Source organism: Blastococcus haudaquaticus, from assembly GCF_900230285.1.
GTDB lineage: Bacteria > Actinomycetota > Actinomycetes > Mycobacteriales > Geodermatophilaceae > Blastococcus_B > Blastococcus_B haudaquaticus.
The window spans coordinates 689417-704859 of sequence record NZ_OCNK01000002.1; the positions used below are offsets into that span (position 1 = coordinate 689417).

General features: G+C 73.0%; 16 protein-coding genes. 5 read left to right on the forward strand and 11 right to left on the reverse strand.

The window, feature by feature from the left end:
* Positions 1-104 precede the first annotated feature (104 nt).
* Both CRP30_RS09970 and CRP30_RS09975 read left to right on the forward strand, forming a co-directional pair.
* Positions 105-2231, forward strand: coding sequence for an SCO7613 C-terminal domain-containing membrane protein (locus tag CRP30_RS09970; RefSeq protein ID WP_097183752.1), 2127 nt, complete (start codon positions 105-107; stop codon positions 2229-2231).
* A 67-nt stretch (positions 2232-2298) separates the two neighbouring features.
* The gene (locus tag CRP30_RS09975; RefSeq protein WP_097183753.1) at positions 2299-4098 is read left to right on the forward strand and encodes an SCO7613 C-terminal domain-containing membrane protein; all 1800 of its coding nucleotides are present in this window, start codon (positions 2299-2301) and stop codon (positions 4096-4098) included.
* Between the two features lie 3 nt (positions 4099-4101).
* On the opposite strand, the gene CRP30_RS09980 is transcribed toward CRP30_RS09975, so the two are convergent.
* Complete coding sequence (locus CRP30_RS09980) at positions 4102-4572, reverse strand: DUF6194 family protein (RefSeq protein ID WP_097183754.1); 471 nt, start codon at positions 4570-4572, stop codon at positions 4102-4104.
* 93 nt (positions 4573-4665) lie between these two features.
* On the opposite strand from CRP30_RS09980, the gene CRP30_RS09985 reads away from it, so the two are divergent.
* Both CRP30_RS09985 and CRP30_RS09990 read left to right on the forward strand, forming a co-directional pair.
* A complete protein-coding gene (locus tag CRP30_RS09985; RefSeq protein ID WP_200814650.1) occupies positions 4666-5364 on the forward strand; it encodes a MerR family transcriptional regulator in 699 nt (232 codons plus the stop codon).
* 21 nt (positions 5365-5385) lie between these two features.
* Positions 5386-6012, forward strand: coding sequence for a maleylpyruvate isomerase family mycothiol-dependent enzyme (locus CRP30_RS09990; protein WP_097183756.1), 627 nt, complete (start codon positions 5386-5388; stop codon positions 6010-6012).
* 369 nt (positions 6013-6381) lie between these two features.
* On the opposite strand, the gene CRP30_RS09995 is transcribed toward CRP30_RS09990, so the two are convergent.
* The 8 genes from CRP30_RS09995 to CRP30_RS10030 are packed head-to-tail and all read right to left on the reverse strand — an operon-like array spanning position 6382 to position 13289.
* Complete coding sequence (locus CRP30_RS09995) at positions 6382-6762, reverse strand: metal-sulfur cluster assembly factor (protein ID WP_097183757.1); 381 nt, start codon at positions 6760-6762, stop codon at positions 6382-6384.
* Complete coding sequence (sufU, locus tag CRP30_RS10000; RefSeq protein ID WP_097183758.1) at positions 6759-7211, reverse strand: Fe-S cluster assembly sulfur transfer protein SufU; 453 nt, start codon at positions 7209-7211, stop codon at positions 6759-6761. Before sufU ends, CRP30_RS09995 begins: the two co-directional genes overlap by 4 nt.
* Before the next feature lie 13 nt (positions 7212-7224).
* Entirely contained in the window at positions 7225-8508 is a 1284-nt protein-coding gene (locus CRP30_RS10005) for a cysteine desulfurase (RefSeq protein ID WP_439647021.1), read from the reverse strand.
* 35 nt (positions 8509-8543) lie between these two features.
* The gene (gene sufC / locus CRP30_RS10010; RefSeq protein ID WP_097183760.1) at positions 8544-9347 is read right to left on the reverse strand and encodes a Fe-S cluster assembly ATPase SufC; all 804 of its coding nucleotides are present in this window, start codon (positions 9345-9347) and stop codon (positions 8544-8546) included.
* 9 nt (positions 9348-9356) lie between these two features.
* Complete coding sequence (locus tag CRP30_RS10015; protein ID WP_097183761.1) at positions 9357-9710, reverse strand: Rieske (2Fe-2S) protein; 354 nt, start codon at positions 9708-9710, stop codon at positions 9357-9359.
* Entirely contained in the window at positions 9707-11044 is a 1338-nt protein-coding gene (gene sufD, locus CRP30_RS10020) for a Fe-S cluster assembly protein SufD (RefSeq protein WP_200814651.1), read from the reverse strand. The genes CRP30_RS10015 and sufD overlap by 4 nt, the downstream gene beginning before the upstream one ends.
* Positions 11044-12480: a Fe-S cluster assembly protein SufB gene (gene sufB / locus CRP30_RS10025; protein WP_097183762.1), complete on the reverse strand. Its 1437-nt coding sequence runs from the start codon at positions 12478-12480 to the stop codon at positions 11044-11046. The genes sufD and sufB overlap by 1 nt, the downstream gene beginning before the upstream one ends.
* Positions 12477-13289 (reverse strand): helix-turn-helix transcriptional regulator, encoded by an 813-nt coding sequence (locus CRP30_RS10030; RefSeq protein ID WP_200814652.1) that lies wholly within the window; start codon positions 13287-13289, stop codon positions 12477-12479. Before CRP30_RS10030 ends, sufB begins: the two co-directional genes overlap by 4 nt.
* Before the next feature lie 152 nt (positions 13290-13441).
* Here CRP30_RS10030 and CRP30_RS10035 point away from each other — a divergent pair, with 152 nt between their 5' ends.
* Positions 13442-14389 carry a COX15/CtaA family protein gene (locus tag CRP30_RS10035; RefSeq protein ID WP_235003302.1) on the forward strand — a complete coding sequence of 316 codons (948 nt, stop codon included), beginning with the start codon at positions 13442-13444 and terminating at the stop codon, positions 14387-14389.
* Positions 14390-14460: 71 nt separating this feature from the next.
* On the opposite strand, the gene CRP30_RS10040 is transcribed toward CRP30_RS10035, so the two are convergent.
* Positions 14461-14745: a hypothetical protein gene (locus CRP30_RS10040; RefSeq protein ID WP_097183763.1), complete on the reverse strand. Its 285-nt coding sequence runs from the start codon at positions 14743-14745 to the stop codon at positions 14461-14463.
* Positions 14742-15431 (reverse strand): hypothetical protein, encoded by a 690-nt coding sequence (locus tag CRP30_RS10045; RefSeq protein WP_097183764.1) that lies wholly within the window; start codon positions 15429-15431, stop codon positions 14742-14744. The genes CRP30_RS10040 and CRP30_RS10045 overlap by 4 nt, the downstream gene beginning before the upstream one ends.
* Positions 15432-15443: the final 12 nt, after the last annotated feature.

The window sequence follows — 15443 nt, forward strand, 5'->3', positions numbered from 1 at the left end:
CGGATACCACGAACGGATGGAAGGTGACATCGGCGGCATCCCCCGCTCGGGCGTGTTACCGGGACATCGGCCCCACCGCGCCCGGGTGGCGCCAGGATGCGGCCATGAATCCGCACGGGGCGCCCTGGCTGCCGACCTGTCCGGTCTGCGGACGACCGGTCGGCGACATCGGCACCGGTCCGTGCCCGTCCTGCGGGCTGCCCGCTGCCGCGCAGGCCGCGCTCGTGGTCGCCCGGATCGGGACGACGCTCAGCGACCTGGCCCGCGACCGGGACGCGTTGCTGGCCACCCTGCGGGCCGCCGCACCCGGTGCGCGGCCGGCGGGTCCGCCACCGGCGCCTGCTGCGCCGCCCGTCCCGCCACCGTCCGCTCCCCCGCCGTGGGCACCGCCCGCGCCGACGTGGCCGGCAGCGACGGGAGGGGCACCGACCCCGCCGCGCCCGCCGCGGCCCCGGCTCAGCCCGCAGCAGGTCCTGCTGGGGCTGGGCGCCCTGCTCGTGGTGGCCGCCGCCCTCACCTTCGTCGCCGTCGCGTGGAGCAGGTTCGGGCTGGCGTTCCAGGCGGGCGTGATGGTCACGGTCACCGCGCTCGCCTGCGCCGTCTCGGCCTGGGCGGCCCGCCGCGGCCTGCGTGCCACCGAGGAGGCGCTGGCCGCGGCCGGAGCGGCGCTGCTCGCGATCGACCTCGGTGCGGCCCGCGCCCTCGGGTTGTTCCGGCTGGAGGACGTCCCCCTCCGCACGTGGTGGGCGGTGTCCTGTGCCGTCGTCGTCGTCGTGACGCTCCTGCTCGGCCGCCTCACCCGGACGACGGCCACCTGGCCGCTCGCGGCGCTGCTGGCCGCCCAGCCCCTGCCCTTCCTGTTCCTGACCGGCGAGCTGCTCACCGGTCCGGCAGGGGTCGCCGTGGCGCTCGGGATGGCGGTGGTCGACGTCGTGGCGGCGGGCCGCCTCCGGCCGATGCTGAGCCCCGTCGCGACCGTGCTGGCGGGCGTCCTGGCGGCTGCCGGTGTCCTCGGCGGACTGGCCACCGCGGCGACGTCCGACGTAGGCGAGTCGTGGACGGCGGCGGGAGTGCTGGTGATCGCCGGGACGGGCGCGCTCGCGCTCGAGAGACGGGGAGGACTCAGGTCCCGGTTCCCCGAGCTGGTCCCCGGCGCGGTCGGCGCCGTCGTCGGCCTGGCGCTCGCCTTCTCCCTGCGGACGACCGGGGACGAGGGCTCCTGGATCGCCGCCGGCATCGGACTCGCGGCGCTCACCGCCGCCGTGCTGACCGTTGGCCGCACGGCTCTCACGGCGGGGCTCACGACCGCCGGTGCGGCGCTCCTCCTCGTCCACGGGTCGCTGCTCGCCGAGGAGCAGCGGTTCGGGACGCTGGCGGTGGTCGCGCTGGCCGCGACGATCCCCGCGGCGCTGGCTGCGGTGCGGATCGCGCTGCTGCGCCCGCCGGCCACCGCTCTGGCGCTGCTGCTCCCCGCGGCGGCCGTGCTGCTCGCCCGGGCCGACGACGTGCTCGTGGCCTGGGTGGCCGGGCTGCTGCTCGCGCTGCTCGCCGCCGTGGCCTTCGCCGTGGCGACCCTCCGGGCCGGGCGGCCCGAGGAGTGGACGGCGGCGGCCGCGGCGCCGGTCGCCGGACTCGCCGCGGCGGTCACCAGCGGGTCGGTCGAGGCCTGGGGCCAGATGGCGATCCAGCTGGCGATCGTCGGCGTCGCAGCGGGCGGCTACGCCGTCGCGGCCTCCCGCCGCTGGGTGGGGGTCGTCGCCGTGGCCGACCTGGTGGTGGCCTCCTGGATCGCGGTCGGCGGAGCGGGCATCGAGACCCCCGAGGCGTACACGCTCCCGGCAGCCCTCGGTCTGCTGGTGGTCGCCCTCCCGCAGCTGCGGAGCGGCGCTCCGTCGTGGGCGGCCGAGGGCGCCGCCGCCGGGGTCGCCCTCGTGCCGTCGGCGCTCGTGGTCGTCGCCGAGCCGACCGCGCTCCGCCTCGTCCTCGTCATCGCCGCCGCCGCGCTGCTCACCGTCTTCGGCGCCGTGCGGCACCGGCAGGCCCCGTTCGTCGTCGGCGCCGGCGTCCTGCTGCTCGTGACCGTCGGCCGGCTGGCCCCCTATGCACCGCTCCTCCCCCGCTGGGTCACCCTCGGCACCGCCGGATTGCTGCTCCTGGTGGTCGGCGCGACCTACGAGCGCCGGCGCCAGCAGGCGCGGGAGGCAGTGGCCTGGGTCGCGCAGATGCGCTGACCGGGTGCCCCGCCGGGCCGCCCGCCCTACGGTGGGAGCGCCTCGGGGGATCGGGAGGGAGGCGGTCATGACGCGTTCGGTCGGCACGGCACCGGCTCCTCCCCTGCCCTACCGCGCCCGCCCACCGCAGGTGCTGCTCGGTGTCGGCGCCGTCCTGTTGGTGAGCGCGGCCGCGACCGTCGCCTCGGCGTACGGCGGCGGCCCCGTCCGGGTGCTGCTCCTCGCCCTCGCCGCGGTCGCCGCCGGTGCGTCACTGCGGGCGGCCCGCTCGCGGCTGCGCAGCTCCGAGGAGACCCTCGCCGCCTCGGCCGCGGCGCTCGCCCTCGTCGGCACCGACCTGGGCGGACCCCTGCTGGGCGCCGCACCCGGCTCCGCCGCGCTGCTCGCCGTCGGGTTCCTGGTCCTGCACCGGGTCGCGCGCACGACGGCCTGCTGGCCGCTCGCCGCGTGGGGCGCCGGCCAGCTGGCCGTCCTGCGCTCGCTGGACGGCGTGGCGGACGGTCTGCACACCGCCGTCCACCTGGGCGTGGCCCTGGTGGGTCTGGGTGTCGCGCTGCGCGGACGGCGGGTCGTCGCCCGCATCGCGCTGCTCACCACGGTGCCGTGGTGGCTGGTCGGCGTCGCGGGCGGGTCCGCCAGCGCCTGGACCGACACCGGCGCCGAGCGGTGGCTCTCCGCCGGGTTGATGGTCGCTGCCGCCGCCGGGCTGCTGCTGGCGCGGCGGCGTCGGGAGCTGCAGCCGCTGATGGGGCCCCGGGTCGCGGTACCGGTGTTGGCGGGCGTCGTCGCGGGGGCGGGGGTCACCGGCGCCTTCTCCTCGCTCGGACCGCTGACCATGACGTTGACCGGCTACGCGGGCGTGCTCATCGCGAACGCCGCGGCGGCCACGCTGACCGACCGTCGTCGCGAGCTGTTCCTCCCCGTCGCCCTGTCCGCCGGCATCGTCATGGCGCTGCTCAGCATCGGCCAGCTGGTCGCCCTCGAGCGGTGGTCGGAAATCAGCCTGCTGCTGCTCCTCACCGCGCTGCCGACGGTGCTCGTCGCGGCGAGCCGTCGCGACGACCGGCCCGTCGCGCTGCCGGTGGCCATCGGCTGCCTGGCCGGGGCGGCGCTGCTCGCGCTGCCCGACGGGTGGTTCGGGCCGGTGGTGGCGGCCGTGCTGCTGACCGTCCTCTACGGCGTGGCGATGACGGCGGGCGCGGGGCTGGACGCCGCCTCCCGCGGCGCGACGGCCCGGGCCGCCGCCGTCTGCTCGCTCGCGGTCGCGGTGCTCCTGCGCGCCGCCGACGAGCGGACGACGCTCGCCGTCCTGCTCGCCGTCCAGGGCGTCCTCACCATCAGCTGGGCGTGGCGGACGCACGTGCCCGGGGAGCCGCTCGACGCGACCTCGTCGCCGGCCTGGCGGGGCGGTGCCGTGCAGCTCGTGGCCGCTGCCTGGTTCTTCGCCGCCGCCGCCGACCTCGCTGCCGTCGAGTGGTACTCGCTCCCCGCCGCCGCCGGCCTGCTGATCGCCGCCGGCCCGCGGCTGGTGGACGGGCCGTCATGGCCCTCGTGGGGGCCGGGGCTGCTGACCGCGGCGCTGCCGTCCGCCGTCCTGGCGATCACCACGTCGGACGGCGAACGCGCGGCTGCCGTGCTGATCGCCGCCGCGGCCGTCCTCGTCATCGGCGCGCGGACCGGCGTCCGTGCTCCGCTGATGGTCGGCGCGGGAACGGCCCTGGCCCTCGGGCTGGGCTTCACCGTGCGGGCGCTCCCCTGGCCCCTGGCCACCGCGCTGGTCGTGGGCGCGGCGCTGTTGGCCCTCGGCATGCGGCGGGAGCGGTCCCCCGTCGACGGCTTCGGCGCCCGCCTGGCCGACCTGCGCTGACGGTCACTCCGTCGCCGCGCGACGCTCGTGGCGCCCGCGGGCGAGAGCGTGGGCGGCGCGGAGGACCTCCTGCACGGCTGCCCCGGTCCGTGGCGCGGGCTCGACGACCGAGAGCCAGCCGAGCTCCCCGTACACCGGGTGCGCGAACAGGACGTCGACCTCGCTCCGGTCGACCGGCTCCGTGTCGGGATGATCGCGCGGTCCGCGGCCGGTCCAGCGGCGGAACTCGGCCGTGCCGGCGGCGACGTTCAGGCGGAAGGCACCGGGCCGGTCCAGTCGTGACTCCCGGTCGTCGGGATAGTCCTTGGTCACGATGGTCGCGAAGGGCTGACCGGGCGGGACGACGCCGTCAGGCGCGTAGTAGAAGAAGACGTCGCCCCAGCTGATCTCCGGCGACCCGTCGCCGGCGACCGGCCGAAGGGTGAGCACGCTGCCCAGGTCCTCGAGGAACTCGATGATCTCGTCGAACCGCATGGGTTCCAGCGTTACATTCATGTGCTTGTGGAGACTTCTGCGGCCGAGGCCCGCGTGAGGGGCGCCCGAAGTCGCAAGTCGCCCCTCCGGACCGTGGACGTCGCACGGCAGGCCGGCTACTCGGTCCAGCAGATCCGGGACCTGGAGCACGACGGTGTCCTGCCGCCGGCCGAGCGCACGCCGGCGGGCTACCGGGCCTACTCCGGCCGGCACGTCGACGCGGCACTGGCCTACCGGGTACTGGCCGTCGGGGCGGGCACAGCCGACGCCAAGCGGCTGATGCGCACCGCCCACTGCGACCCGATCGGGCTGCTGGCTGCGCTGGACGACGTCCACGCCCGGCTGCACGTCGAGCGGCGCGAGCTGGCACTCGCCCGTGCGGCCGCCGGGGCGATCGCCACCGAACCGATCGACGACCCACGCCCGTCGGACTCGATGACCATCTCGGAGCTGGCGGCGGCACTGGGCATCCGGCCGTCCACGTTGCGCCACTGGGATGCCGAGGGATTGGTGACGCCCCGCCGATCGGCCGCCCGGAGCACCCGCACGTACTCACCGGCCGACGTCCGGGACGCGCGGCTCGTCCACCAGCTGCGGAGGGCGGGGTACCGCATCGAGCCCCTGCGCGCGCTCGTGCCGCAGCTCCGGGACCCCGGACGGCGGGACGACCTCCTGGACGTGCTGAGCTCCCGCGCCACCGACATCGACCGCCGATCCCGCGCCCTCGTGCGCGCCGCCGCCGTGCTCGACCGGATGCTCGACGCGAGCGGCCAGGACCCGGCCGGGGGCTAGGTCGGCTGCCACGATGCCCGCGTGGACACTTACGCGGAGATCGCCGACGAGCGTCGCAGTCTCGCTGACGCGCTCTCGGGACTGACGGGCGAACAGCAGGCGACGCGGAGCCTGTGCAGCGCATGGAGCGTGCACGACGTGGTCGCGCACCTCGTCGTGCCGCTGGAAGTGGGCATGCCGAGGTTCGCGGTGGCCATGCTCGTGTGCCGCGGCAACTTCGACCGGGCGAACGTCCGGCTGGCCCGCGAGCAGGCGCGCCGCCCCTTCGGCGACCTGCTCGAGGTGCTGCGCCGGAAGGCCGACTCGCGGTTCACCCCGCCCGGCTCAGGCCCCGAGGCGCCGCTGACCGACCTGCTCGTGCACGGCCTGGACATCCGCTGGCCACTGGGGCTGCCGCGTGAGATTCCCGAGCAGCGGCTGCAGGCGTCGCTGGCGTACCTGACCGCCGCTCCGGTCGGTGGCGTCGTCCCGAAGGGCGCACTCGACGGCTTGCGACTGGCGGCGACGGACATCGGCTGGGCTCACGGCAGCGGTCCCACCGTGAGCGGCACCGCCGAGGCGCTGCTGCTGGCGATCACCGGCCGGACGGCCGCACTCGACCACCTCAGCGGCGACGGCGTACCGACGTTGCGCGGCCGCCTGGCCTGATGGGCCCAGCGCGGTGCCGAGCCCGCTCCACCCCCGGGGTGCGATGGCCCTGCAGCGGACATCTCGCGCACCGGAATGTCCGCGTGGGGGACGTCGTGGAGGGGCGATGCGACGAGGACGGAGTCCAGCACTCCGGGCTCGTGGCCGATCCGGTCGGCCAGCGCAGCCAGGAAACGCGCGCCGAGGGGTCCCGCGATCGGATCGGGCGCGACGGCCTCGATCACCCACGCCGGGTCGACGTCGCCCGCGACCACGTGCCACGCCCTCCCGCCGACGACGACTGCCCGCGCCCCGAGGGGCGCGGGCAGTTCGGCCCCTTGCAGGGGCCCACCGCGAGCTTGCGAGCGGTGGGGGGCCAGGGGTCCTCTGTCAGACGCGGAAGCCGAGTGCGCGGAGCTGCTCGCGACCGTCGTCGGTGATCTTGTCCGGGCCCCACGGCGGCATCCAGACCCAGTTGATCCGGATGTCGTCGACGAGGCCGGGCCCGGGGCCGCCGGTGAGCGCCTGGCGGGCCTGGTCCTCGATGACGTCGGTGAGCGGGCAGGCCGCCGACGTCAGCGTCATGTCGATGATCGCGACGTTGCTGTCGTCGACGTCGAGGCCGTAGACGAGGCCCAGGTCGACGACGTTGACGCCCAGCTCGGGGTCGACCACGTCGCGCATGGCCTCTTCGAGGTCCTCGATGAGCGCCGACTTGTAGGCGGGCAGCTCGGCGGGGGTCTCGTCGGTGGTGGTCTGGTTCTCGGTCATGCGGGGCCTCCCCAGGCTCGGGCGGACGCGTCCTTCAACGCCATCCAGCTCATCAGCGCGCACTTGATGCGCGCGGGGTACTTCGACACACCGGCGAACGCGACGGCGTCCTCCAGCTCGTCCTCGAGCTTCTCGGCGACCGACGGGTCGCCCTTGGCCTGCATCAGGGTCATGAAGTGCTCGCCGGCCTCCAGCGCCTGCGGCACCGTCTTGCCGAGCACCAGGTCGTACATCGCCGACACCGAGGCCTGGCTGATCGAGCAGCCCATGCCCTCGTAGGAGACGTCGGCGATCGTGTCGCCCTCCAGGTGCAGGCGCAGCGTCACCTCGTCACCGCAGGTCGGGTTGACGTGGTGCACCTCGGCCTCGAACGGCTCGCGCAGACCGCGGCCGTGCGGGTTCTTGTAGTGGTCCAGGATGATCTCCTGGTACATGTTCTCCAGCTGCATCAGCGGCTCGACCTCACACAGTTCCGAAGAACTTCTGGGCCGCGCGAATTCCGTCGGCGAGCGCGTCGATGTCGTCGTAGCCGGTGTGCACGTAGAACGTCGCGCGGGTGGTCGCCGGGACCCCGTAACGCCGCACGACCGGCCACGCGCAGTGGTGCCCGACGCGGACGGCGATGCCGTGGTCGTCGAGGACCTGGCCGACGTCGTGCGGGTGGATGTCCTCGACGGTGAAGGAGACCGCTCCCCCGCGGGCCACGGTGTCGGGCGGGCCGATGACGGTGACGCCCGGGATCTCGGCGAGCTTCTCCAGCGCGTAGCCGGTCAGCGCCTTCTCGTGCGCCTCGACGGCGTCCATGCCGAGTGCCTGCAGGTACTCGACGGCCGCCGCCAGGCCGATCACCTGCGCGCTCATCGGGACGCCGGCCTCGAAGCGCTGCGGCGGGGCGGCGAAGGTGCTGCCCTCCATCCGCACGACCTCGATCATCGAGCCGCCCGTGAGGAACGGCGGCAGCTTGTCGAGGACGTCGTACTTCCCCCACAGCACGCCGACGCCGGTCGGGCCCAGCATCTTGTGCCCGGAGAAGACGAGGAAGTCCGCACCCAGCTCGGTGACGTCGACCGGCTGGTGCGGCACCGACTGGGCGCCGTCGACCAGCACCAGGGCGCCGACCTCGTGGGCCCGCGCGACGATGTCGCCCAGCGGGTTGATCGTGCCCAGGATGTTCGACTGCTGGGTGATCGCGACGAGCTTGGTGCGCTCGTTGATCACCGTGTCGAGGTTCGAGAGCTCGAGGCGGCCGTCGTCGGTGAGCCCGAGCCAGCGCAGGGTCGCCCCGGTGCGCTCGCAGAGCTGCTGCCAGGGCACCAGGTTGGCGTGGTGCTCCATCTCGGTGACCACGATCTCGTCGCCCTGGCCCACCGCGTAGGTGCGGAACTCCGGCTCCTTGGCGGTCGCGGCGTTCGACAGCGCGTAGGCCACCAGGTTGATCGCCTCGGTGGTGTTCCGGGTGAAGACGATCTCCTGCTCGGGCGCCCCGATGAACCCGCCGATGGTGGCGCGGGCGGCCTCGTAGGCGCCCGTCGCCTCCTCGGCGAGCTGGTGCGCGCCCCGGTGCGGCGCGGCGTTGACGTTCTCGTAGAACCAGCGCTCGGCGTCCAGCACCTGGCGCGGCTTCTGCGAGGTCGCCCCCGAGTCGAGGTAGACCAGCCGCTTCCCGTCCCGCACGGTGCGGGTCAGGATCGGGAAGTCCGCCCGGATCGCCTCGACGTCCAGAGGCAGGGGGGCGTTGCGCGCCACGCCTGATGACTCAGAAGGACGCGAGACGGTCTGGGTCATGCCGTCACGACCTCCGAGGCGGCCTTCTCGGCGCTCGCCTGCTCGTTGGAATCCTTGACGTAGGCCGCGTAACCCTCGTCCTCGAGCTTGGCGGCCAGCTCCGGGCCACCCTCGTCGACGACGCGGCCGGCGACGAACACGTGCACGAAGTCGGGCTTGATGTACTTGAGGATCCGCGTGTAGTGGGTGATCAGCAGGACGCCGACGTCACCTTCCTCGCGGGTCCGGTTGACGCCCTCGGAGACGATCCGCAGCGCGTCGACGTCGAGGCCGGAGTCGGTCTCGTCGAGGATCGCGACCTTCGGCTTGAGCAGCCGCATCTGCAGGATCTCGTGGCGCTTCTTCTCGCCACCGGAGAAGCCCTCGTTGACGTTGCGCTCGGCGAACGCCGGGTCCATCTCCAGGCCGGCCATCTCGGTCTTGACGTCCTTGACCCAGGTGCGCAGCTTCGGCGCCTCGCCCTTGATCGCGGTGGCGGCGGTGCGCAGGAAGTTCGACACCGAGACGCCGGGGACCTCGACCGGGTACTGCATGGCGAGGAAGAGGCCGGCGCGGGCGCGCTCGTCGACGGTCATCGCGAGGACGTCCTCGCCGTCGAGGGTCACCGTGCCGCCGGTGATGGTGTACTTCGGGTGGCCGGCGATCGAGTAGGCCAGGGTCGACTTCCCCGAGCCGTTCGGGCCCATGATCGCGTGGGTCTCGCCGGACCGGACGGTCAGGTCGACGCCGCGGAGGATCTCCTTCGCGTCGTCACCCTCCCCGACGGTGACGTGCAGGTCGCGGATCTCCAGGACGGACACTTTCGCTCCTCAGTTGCTGGCCGCGGCGGGGAGGGAGTCGTCGATCGCAACGTCGACGAACACGTCCTCCCCCTCGACGCGGACCGGGTAGACGGACACCGGGTCGGTGGCCGGCAGGTTGGTGGGCTCGCCGGTGCGCAGGTCGAAGCACGACCCGTGCAGCCAGCACTCGATGGTCGGGGCGCCGCGGAACTCCTCCACGTCACCCTCCGACAGCGGGACCTCGGCGTGCGAGCAGAGGTCCTCGATCGCGTAGACGTTCCCCTCGAACCGGACGACGGCGATGTCGACGTCGTCCAGCTCCACCCGGAGCGAACCGGGCTCCTGGACGTCCTTCAGCGAACAGACCTTCTCGAACGTCACGCGGGGACCTCCTGCTCCTCCAGGCCGGGGAGCGCGCCGAGACGGGTCTCGATGGTGCGCATCAGCCGGTCCTGCAGGGCGTCGATCCCGATGTGCTGGACGACGTCGGCGAAGAAGCCGCGGACGACCAGACGACGCGCGGTCTCGGCGTCGATGCCGCGCGAGCAGAGGTAGAACAGCTGCTCGTCGTCGAACCGGCCGGTGGCGCTGGCGTGGCCGGCGCCGACGATCTCGCCGGTCTCGATCTCCAGGTTCGGGACGGAGTCGGCCCGAGCGCCGTCGGTGAGCACCAGGTTGCGGTTCAGCTCGTAGGTCTCGGTGCCGGTCGCGGTCGGCCGGATGCGGACGTCGCCGATCCAGACCGTGCGCGCCTCCTCGCCCTGCAGCGCGCCCTTGTAGAGGACGTTGCTGCGGCAGTTCGGAACCGCGTGGTCGACCCAGAGCCGGTGCTCCTGGTGCTGGGTCTCGTCGGCGAAGTAGACGCCGAAGAGCTCCGCGGTGCCGCCGGGTCCGGTGTACTGCACGTTGCTGACCAGGCGGACGAGGTCGCCGCCGAGGGTGACCACGACCTGCTTGAAGGTGGCGTCGCGGCCGACGACGGCGTCGTACTGACCGCCGTGCAGCGCGCCGGGGGCCCAGTCCTGGACGGAGACGAGCGTGACCTGCGCGCTGTCACCGACGAGCACGGAGACGCCGCCGGAGTAGCGGGCGAGGCCGGTGTGGTCCAGGACGACGGTGGCCTTCGCGAAGGCACCCACCTCGATGACCAGCTGGCCCCACACGACGTCGTCACCGCCGGTCCCCGCGAGACCGAGCACGACCGGGCGGTCGAGCTGGGCCTCCTGCGGGACGCGGACGACAGCGGCGCCGCCACTGCGCTGACGGGTCAGCGCGGCGAGCCGGTCGGCCGGCTCGGGCAGGCCCTTGAGCAGCGGGTCACCGGCCTCGACGCTGGTCAGCTCGACGCCCTCGGGCAGGTCGGACGTCCAGGTGAGGTGTGCGTCGGAGGCGGCGCCGTTCAGCAGGAGCCCGACCCGCTTCATCGGCGTGAAGCGCCACGTCTCCTCGCGACCGGTCGGCACGCCGAAGGCGTCCGGATCGGTGGAGGTGAACCGCTCCGCCGGGGAACCCGTCGGCGCCGGGCCACCGTGCGAGTGCGCCCCGGGGGTCGCCTGACCGGCGGTACCGGTGCCTTCGGCCGGGGTGGTCGGCGGGCCGGCCTGCGCACCCACGCCCGGAGCGAAGAGCTCCGAGGCGAGGGTGCTCGGCTGGGTGGTGAGGTCGGTCGTACCGGTGGGGGGGCTGGGCTGGGACGGGAGAGAGCTGGCAGCCATCAGCCGACGGCACCTTCCATCTGCAGCTCGATGAGCCGGTTGAGCTCGAGGGCGTACTCCATGGGCAGCTCGCGGGCGATCGGCTCGACGAACCCGCGCACCACCATGGCCATGGCCTCGTCCTCGGAGAGACCGCGGCTCATCAGGTAGAAGAGCTGGTCGTCGCTGACGCGGGAGACCGTCGCCTCGTGGCCCATGGCCACGTCGTCCTCACGGACGTCGACGTAGGGGTAGGTGTCCGAGCGGCTGATCGTGTCGACGAGCAGGGCGTCGCACTTGACCGTCGACTTGGAGCCGTAGGCGCCCTCGTCGATCTGCACCAGACCGCGATAGGACGTGCGGCCGCCGCCACGGGCGACCGACTTCGACACGATGGTCGAGGAGGTGTGCGGTGCGGCGTGCACCATCTTGGCGCCGGCGTCCTGGTGCTGACCCTCGCCCGCGAAGGCGATGGAGAGGACCTCGCCCTTGGCGTGCTCTCCGGTCATCCAGACGGCCGGGTACTTCATCGTCACCTTGGAGCCCAGGTTTCCGTCGACCCACTCCATGGTCGCGCCCTCGTGGGCCACGGCCCGCTTGGTGACCAGGTTGTAGACGTTGTTCGACCAGTTCTGGATGGTCGTGTACCGGCAGCGCGCGTTCTTCTTGACGATGATCTCGACGACCGCGGAGTGCAGCGAGTCGCTCTTGTAGATCGGCGCGGTGCAGCCCTCGACGTAGTGCACGTAGGCGCCCTCGTCGACGATGATCAGCGTGCGCTCGAACTGGCCCATGTTCTCGGTGTTGATCCGGAAGTAGGCCTGGAGCGGGATGTCGACGTGCACGCCCTTCGGCACGTAGATGAACGAGCCGCCCGACCAGGTCGCGGTGTTCAGCGCGGCGAACTTGTTGTCGCCGGACGGGATCACCGAGCCGAAGTACTCCTGGAAGATCTCCGGGTGCTCCTTCAGGGCGGAGTCGGTGTCCAGGAAGATGACGCCCTGGTCCTCGAGCTCCTTCTGGATCTGGTGGTAGACGACCTCGGACTCGTACTGCGCGGCCACACCGGAGACGAGCCGCTGCTTCTCCGCCTCGGGGATGCCCAGCCGGTCGTAGGTGTTCTTGATGTCCTCGGGCAGGTCCTCCCACGAGGCGGCCTGCGCCTCGGTGGACCGCACGAAGTACTTGATGTTCTGGAAGTCGATGCCGGAGAGGTCCGAGCCCCAGTCGGGCATCGGCTTGCGCCCGAACAGCTTGAGCGCCTTGAGGCGGCGCTCGAGCATCCACTCGGGCTCGTTCTTGCGGCGGGAGATGTCGCGGACGACGTCCTCGTCGATGCCGCGACGGGCGGAGGCACCGGCGACGTCGGCGTCAGCCCAGCCGTACTCGTAACGGCCGAGCGCGTCGATCTGCTCGTCCTGCGTCAAGGGCACGGCGGGCTGCTGGGTGCTGGTCATGCGGGCGTCCTCTCCCGGTGGTTCGTGGGGGTGGTGCTGGTGGGCGCGCTCGCGGGCGCTGCTCGCTCACCTGGTACAGGGCGTGCGGGGGCCGTTCTGTTCCCCGCGCGCTGTGACCCGGGCTGCAAGGGCCCCGGGATGTGTGTGGTGCAGATTCCGTCGCCGTGGGCGATCGTGGCCAGCCGCTGGACGTGGGTGCCCACGAGCCGGCCGATCACCGCGGTCTCGGCCTCGCACAGCTGGGGGAACTCCGCGGCCACATGCGCCACCGGGCAGTGGTGCTGGCAGAGCTGCCCCCCGCCGGAGATCGCCGAGGCCGTGGCAGCGTAGCCCTCGGCCGTGAGCGCGACGGCGAGCGCCTGGGCCCGGTCGACCGGGGCACCGTCGGCCGCCCGCACAGCGCTCTCGACGGCGCTCGAGGCACGGGCCTCGAGCCCCGACAACTGCTGCTCGGCGACCGCGCGGACGGCGTCCGGGCCACCGGAGGCGGCGACGTACCGCAGGGCGGTCAGCGCGAGGTCGTCGTAGGCGTGCGGGAAGGCGGACCGGCCGGCGTCGGTGAGGTGGAAGCGACGGGCCGGCCGGCCACGGCCCCGGTGGGCGTCCCGCGTCAGCCGCTCCTCGAGCCGGCCGGCGGTGACGAGCGAGTCCAGGTGCCGGCGGACGGCGGCCGGGGAGATGCCCAGCCGGGTGGCCAGTTCGGTGGCGGTCTGCGGGCCGTGCTCGAGGAGCAGCGCGCCGACGCGGTCGCGGGTACGCCCGTCGTCGGCCGTCGCCGACGAGCGCGGGTGTGCCGCAACGCTTTCCACAACACGAGTGTGTCCTATTTCAGGAGCCTCGCAAGCAAGGTCCACCTAAGAAGTGGACCGATCGACCCCGGTCGTGAGCAGCCTCACTCCAGCCGGTCTGCGAGCACCCGCCGACGGCCCGCTACGGGCGTCCCACCGCATAGCATCGGGGCGTGCCGGCCCTGCCCACCTCCTTCTCTCCCGCGACCGTCTCGCGCCTCGCGCTGGCGAACGCCGTCGCCAACGGCCTGATCGTGGTGACCGGTGGTCTGGTCCGGCTGACCGGCTCCGGGCTGGGGTGTCCGACGTGGCCGCGCTGCACCGACGAGAGTTTCGTGACGACCCCGGAGCTGGCCGGCCACGGCGTCATCGAGTTCGGCAACCGGCTGCTCACCTTCGTGCTCGCCGCAGTCGCCATCGCGACGGTGGTGGCCGTCTGGCGCTCCCCGCGGCGCGACCTGCGCCTGCTGGCGGCGCTCACGTTCCTCGGCATCCCCGCGCAGGCGGCGCTGGGCGGCGTCACCGTGCTCACCGGGCTCAACCCGTGGACGGTCGCCGCGCACTTCCTGGTGTCCGCCGTCCTGGTCGCCCTGGCGACGACGCTCTGGCTGCGATCCCGCGAGCCCGGGGTCGGTCAGCCGCTGCTCCGCCGTCCCTTCGTGCTGCTGGTCGCCGGGATCGCGGCGGTCACCGCCGTCGTGCTCGTGTTCGGCACCGTCGTCACCGGCAGCGGGCCGCACAGCGGCGACCTCGACGAGGAGGCCGGCGTCACCACGGTCGACCGGATGGGCTTCGACCCGGAACTGGTCAGCCAGCTGCACGCCGACGTCGTCTTCCTGCTCCTCGGCCTGACGGTCGCACTGCTCGTGGCGCTCTACGCCACCGACTCCCCCGGCCGGGTCCGGCGGGCCGCTCGCGACCTGTTGATCGTGCAGCTCGCGCAGGGCGTCATCGGCTACGTCCAGTACTTCACCGACCTGCCGATCGCCCTGGTTCTGCTGCACATGCTCGGCGCTGTCCTGATCACCGCGTTCACCGCGCGCCTGGTCTGGTCGGTACGCGGCCCGTCGTCCGAGTTGCCTCTCAGCACGTCCTCGGAGCCGGCCGCCGCCACGCGGTAGCCCGCGAGCGTTGTCCTCCAGCCTGCCATTTCGGGGCGCGAACTGACCGGCTCAGGGACAACGCCTCCGGCTCACTCGTGCCAGACGAGGACGACGGCGAGCGAGCCGTCGGGTGACTCCCAGCGGCCGTTGGTCACCTTCTCCTTGGCGCTGCGGGCATCGGCCCACGCCGGCCAGGCGTCCTCCTCGTCGTGCCAGATCAGGCGACCGCCGGCGAGATAGGTTACGACGGGCCAGCCGGCCTCGATGAGCGCCTCGACCTCCGCGGCGTCGATGCGGTTGGCCTGCAGCGAGTACGTCCGCCAGTCGGCCCCGACCAGCTGCCCCATCCGCGCGTTCGCGAGGTCGCGCCTCACACGAGTCTGTCGCCCAGGTCAGCGCCCAGAGCCTCGATCTCCGGATCGTCCATGACGAAGCCAGCAAGCTCCTCGTCACAACCGACATACGTGGAGACGCAGTCGTAATCGGTGTACATGAACCAGGACCTGTCGGGCGGCCAGACCAGCTCCGGTCCCTTGAGGTCGGGATCGCTGGTGTCGGAAGCAGCCACACCCTTGACCGAATCCACCGCGTCGCATGCAGCGCGGTACAGGAGTGGGCCGCTCACCATCGCGCCTAGCCCGAAGTAGAAGAAGACCGGTCCTGCTGCGCGGACAGAGAGATGCTCGAACAACGACCTTCGCGGGACCGGATGAAACTCCCCTTCCCAAAGCTCGTATTCGTGCTCGCCGTTGCGCAGCGGCAGAGCTGGATCGAGGTCCGCCTCGGTGAGATGCCGACTGAATGGCACCCCGGCGAGCGCGGCCAACTCCTCCCACGTCGTCCGCGGAGCAGCTGCGGGATCGCCGTCCGCCGTCCCCCACGCGACGTACGGGTGGAAGAGCCGTAGGTAGCAGGGGAAACCCGTCGGAAGCACTTCGGCGAGGCGGACGGGGTACCCGTCGGCCGCCTTGCCGTTCCATACCTCGGTGAGCCAGGCCTCCTCGCCCAGAGGCAGACGATCGACAGCCGGCTGCCCAGCGTCCCCCTTGGAGTCCTCCACGGGCCGGGCGCC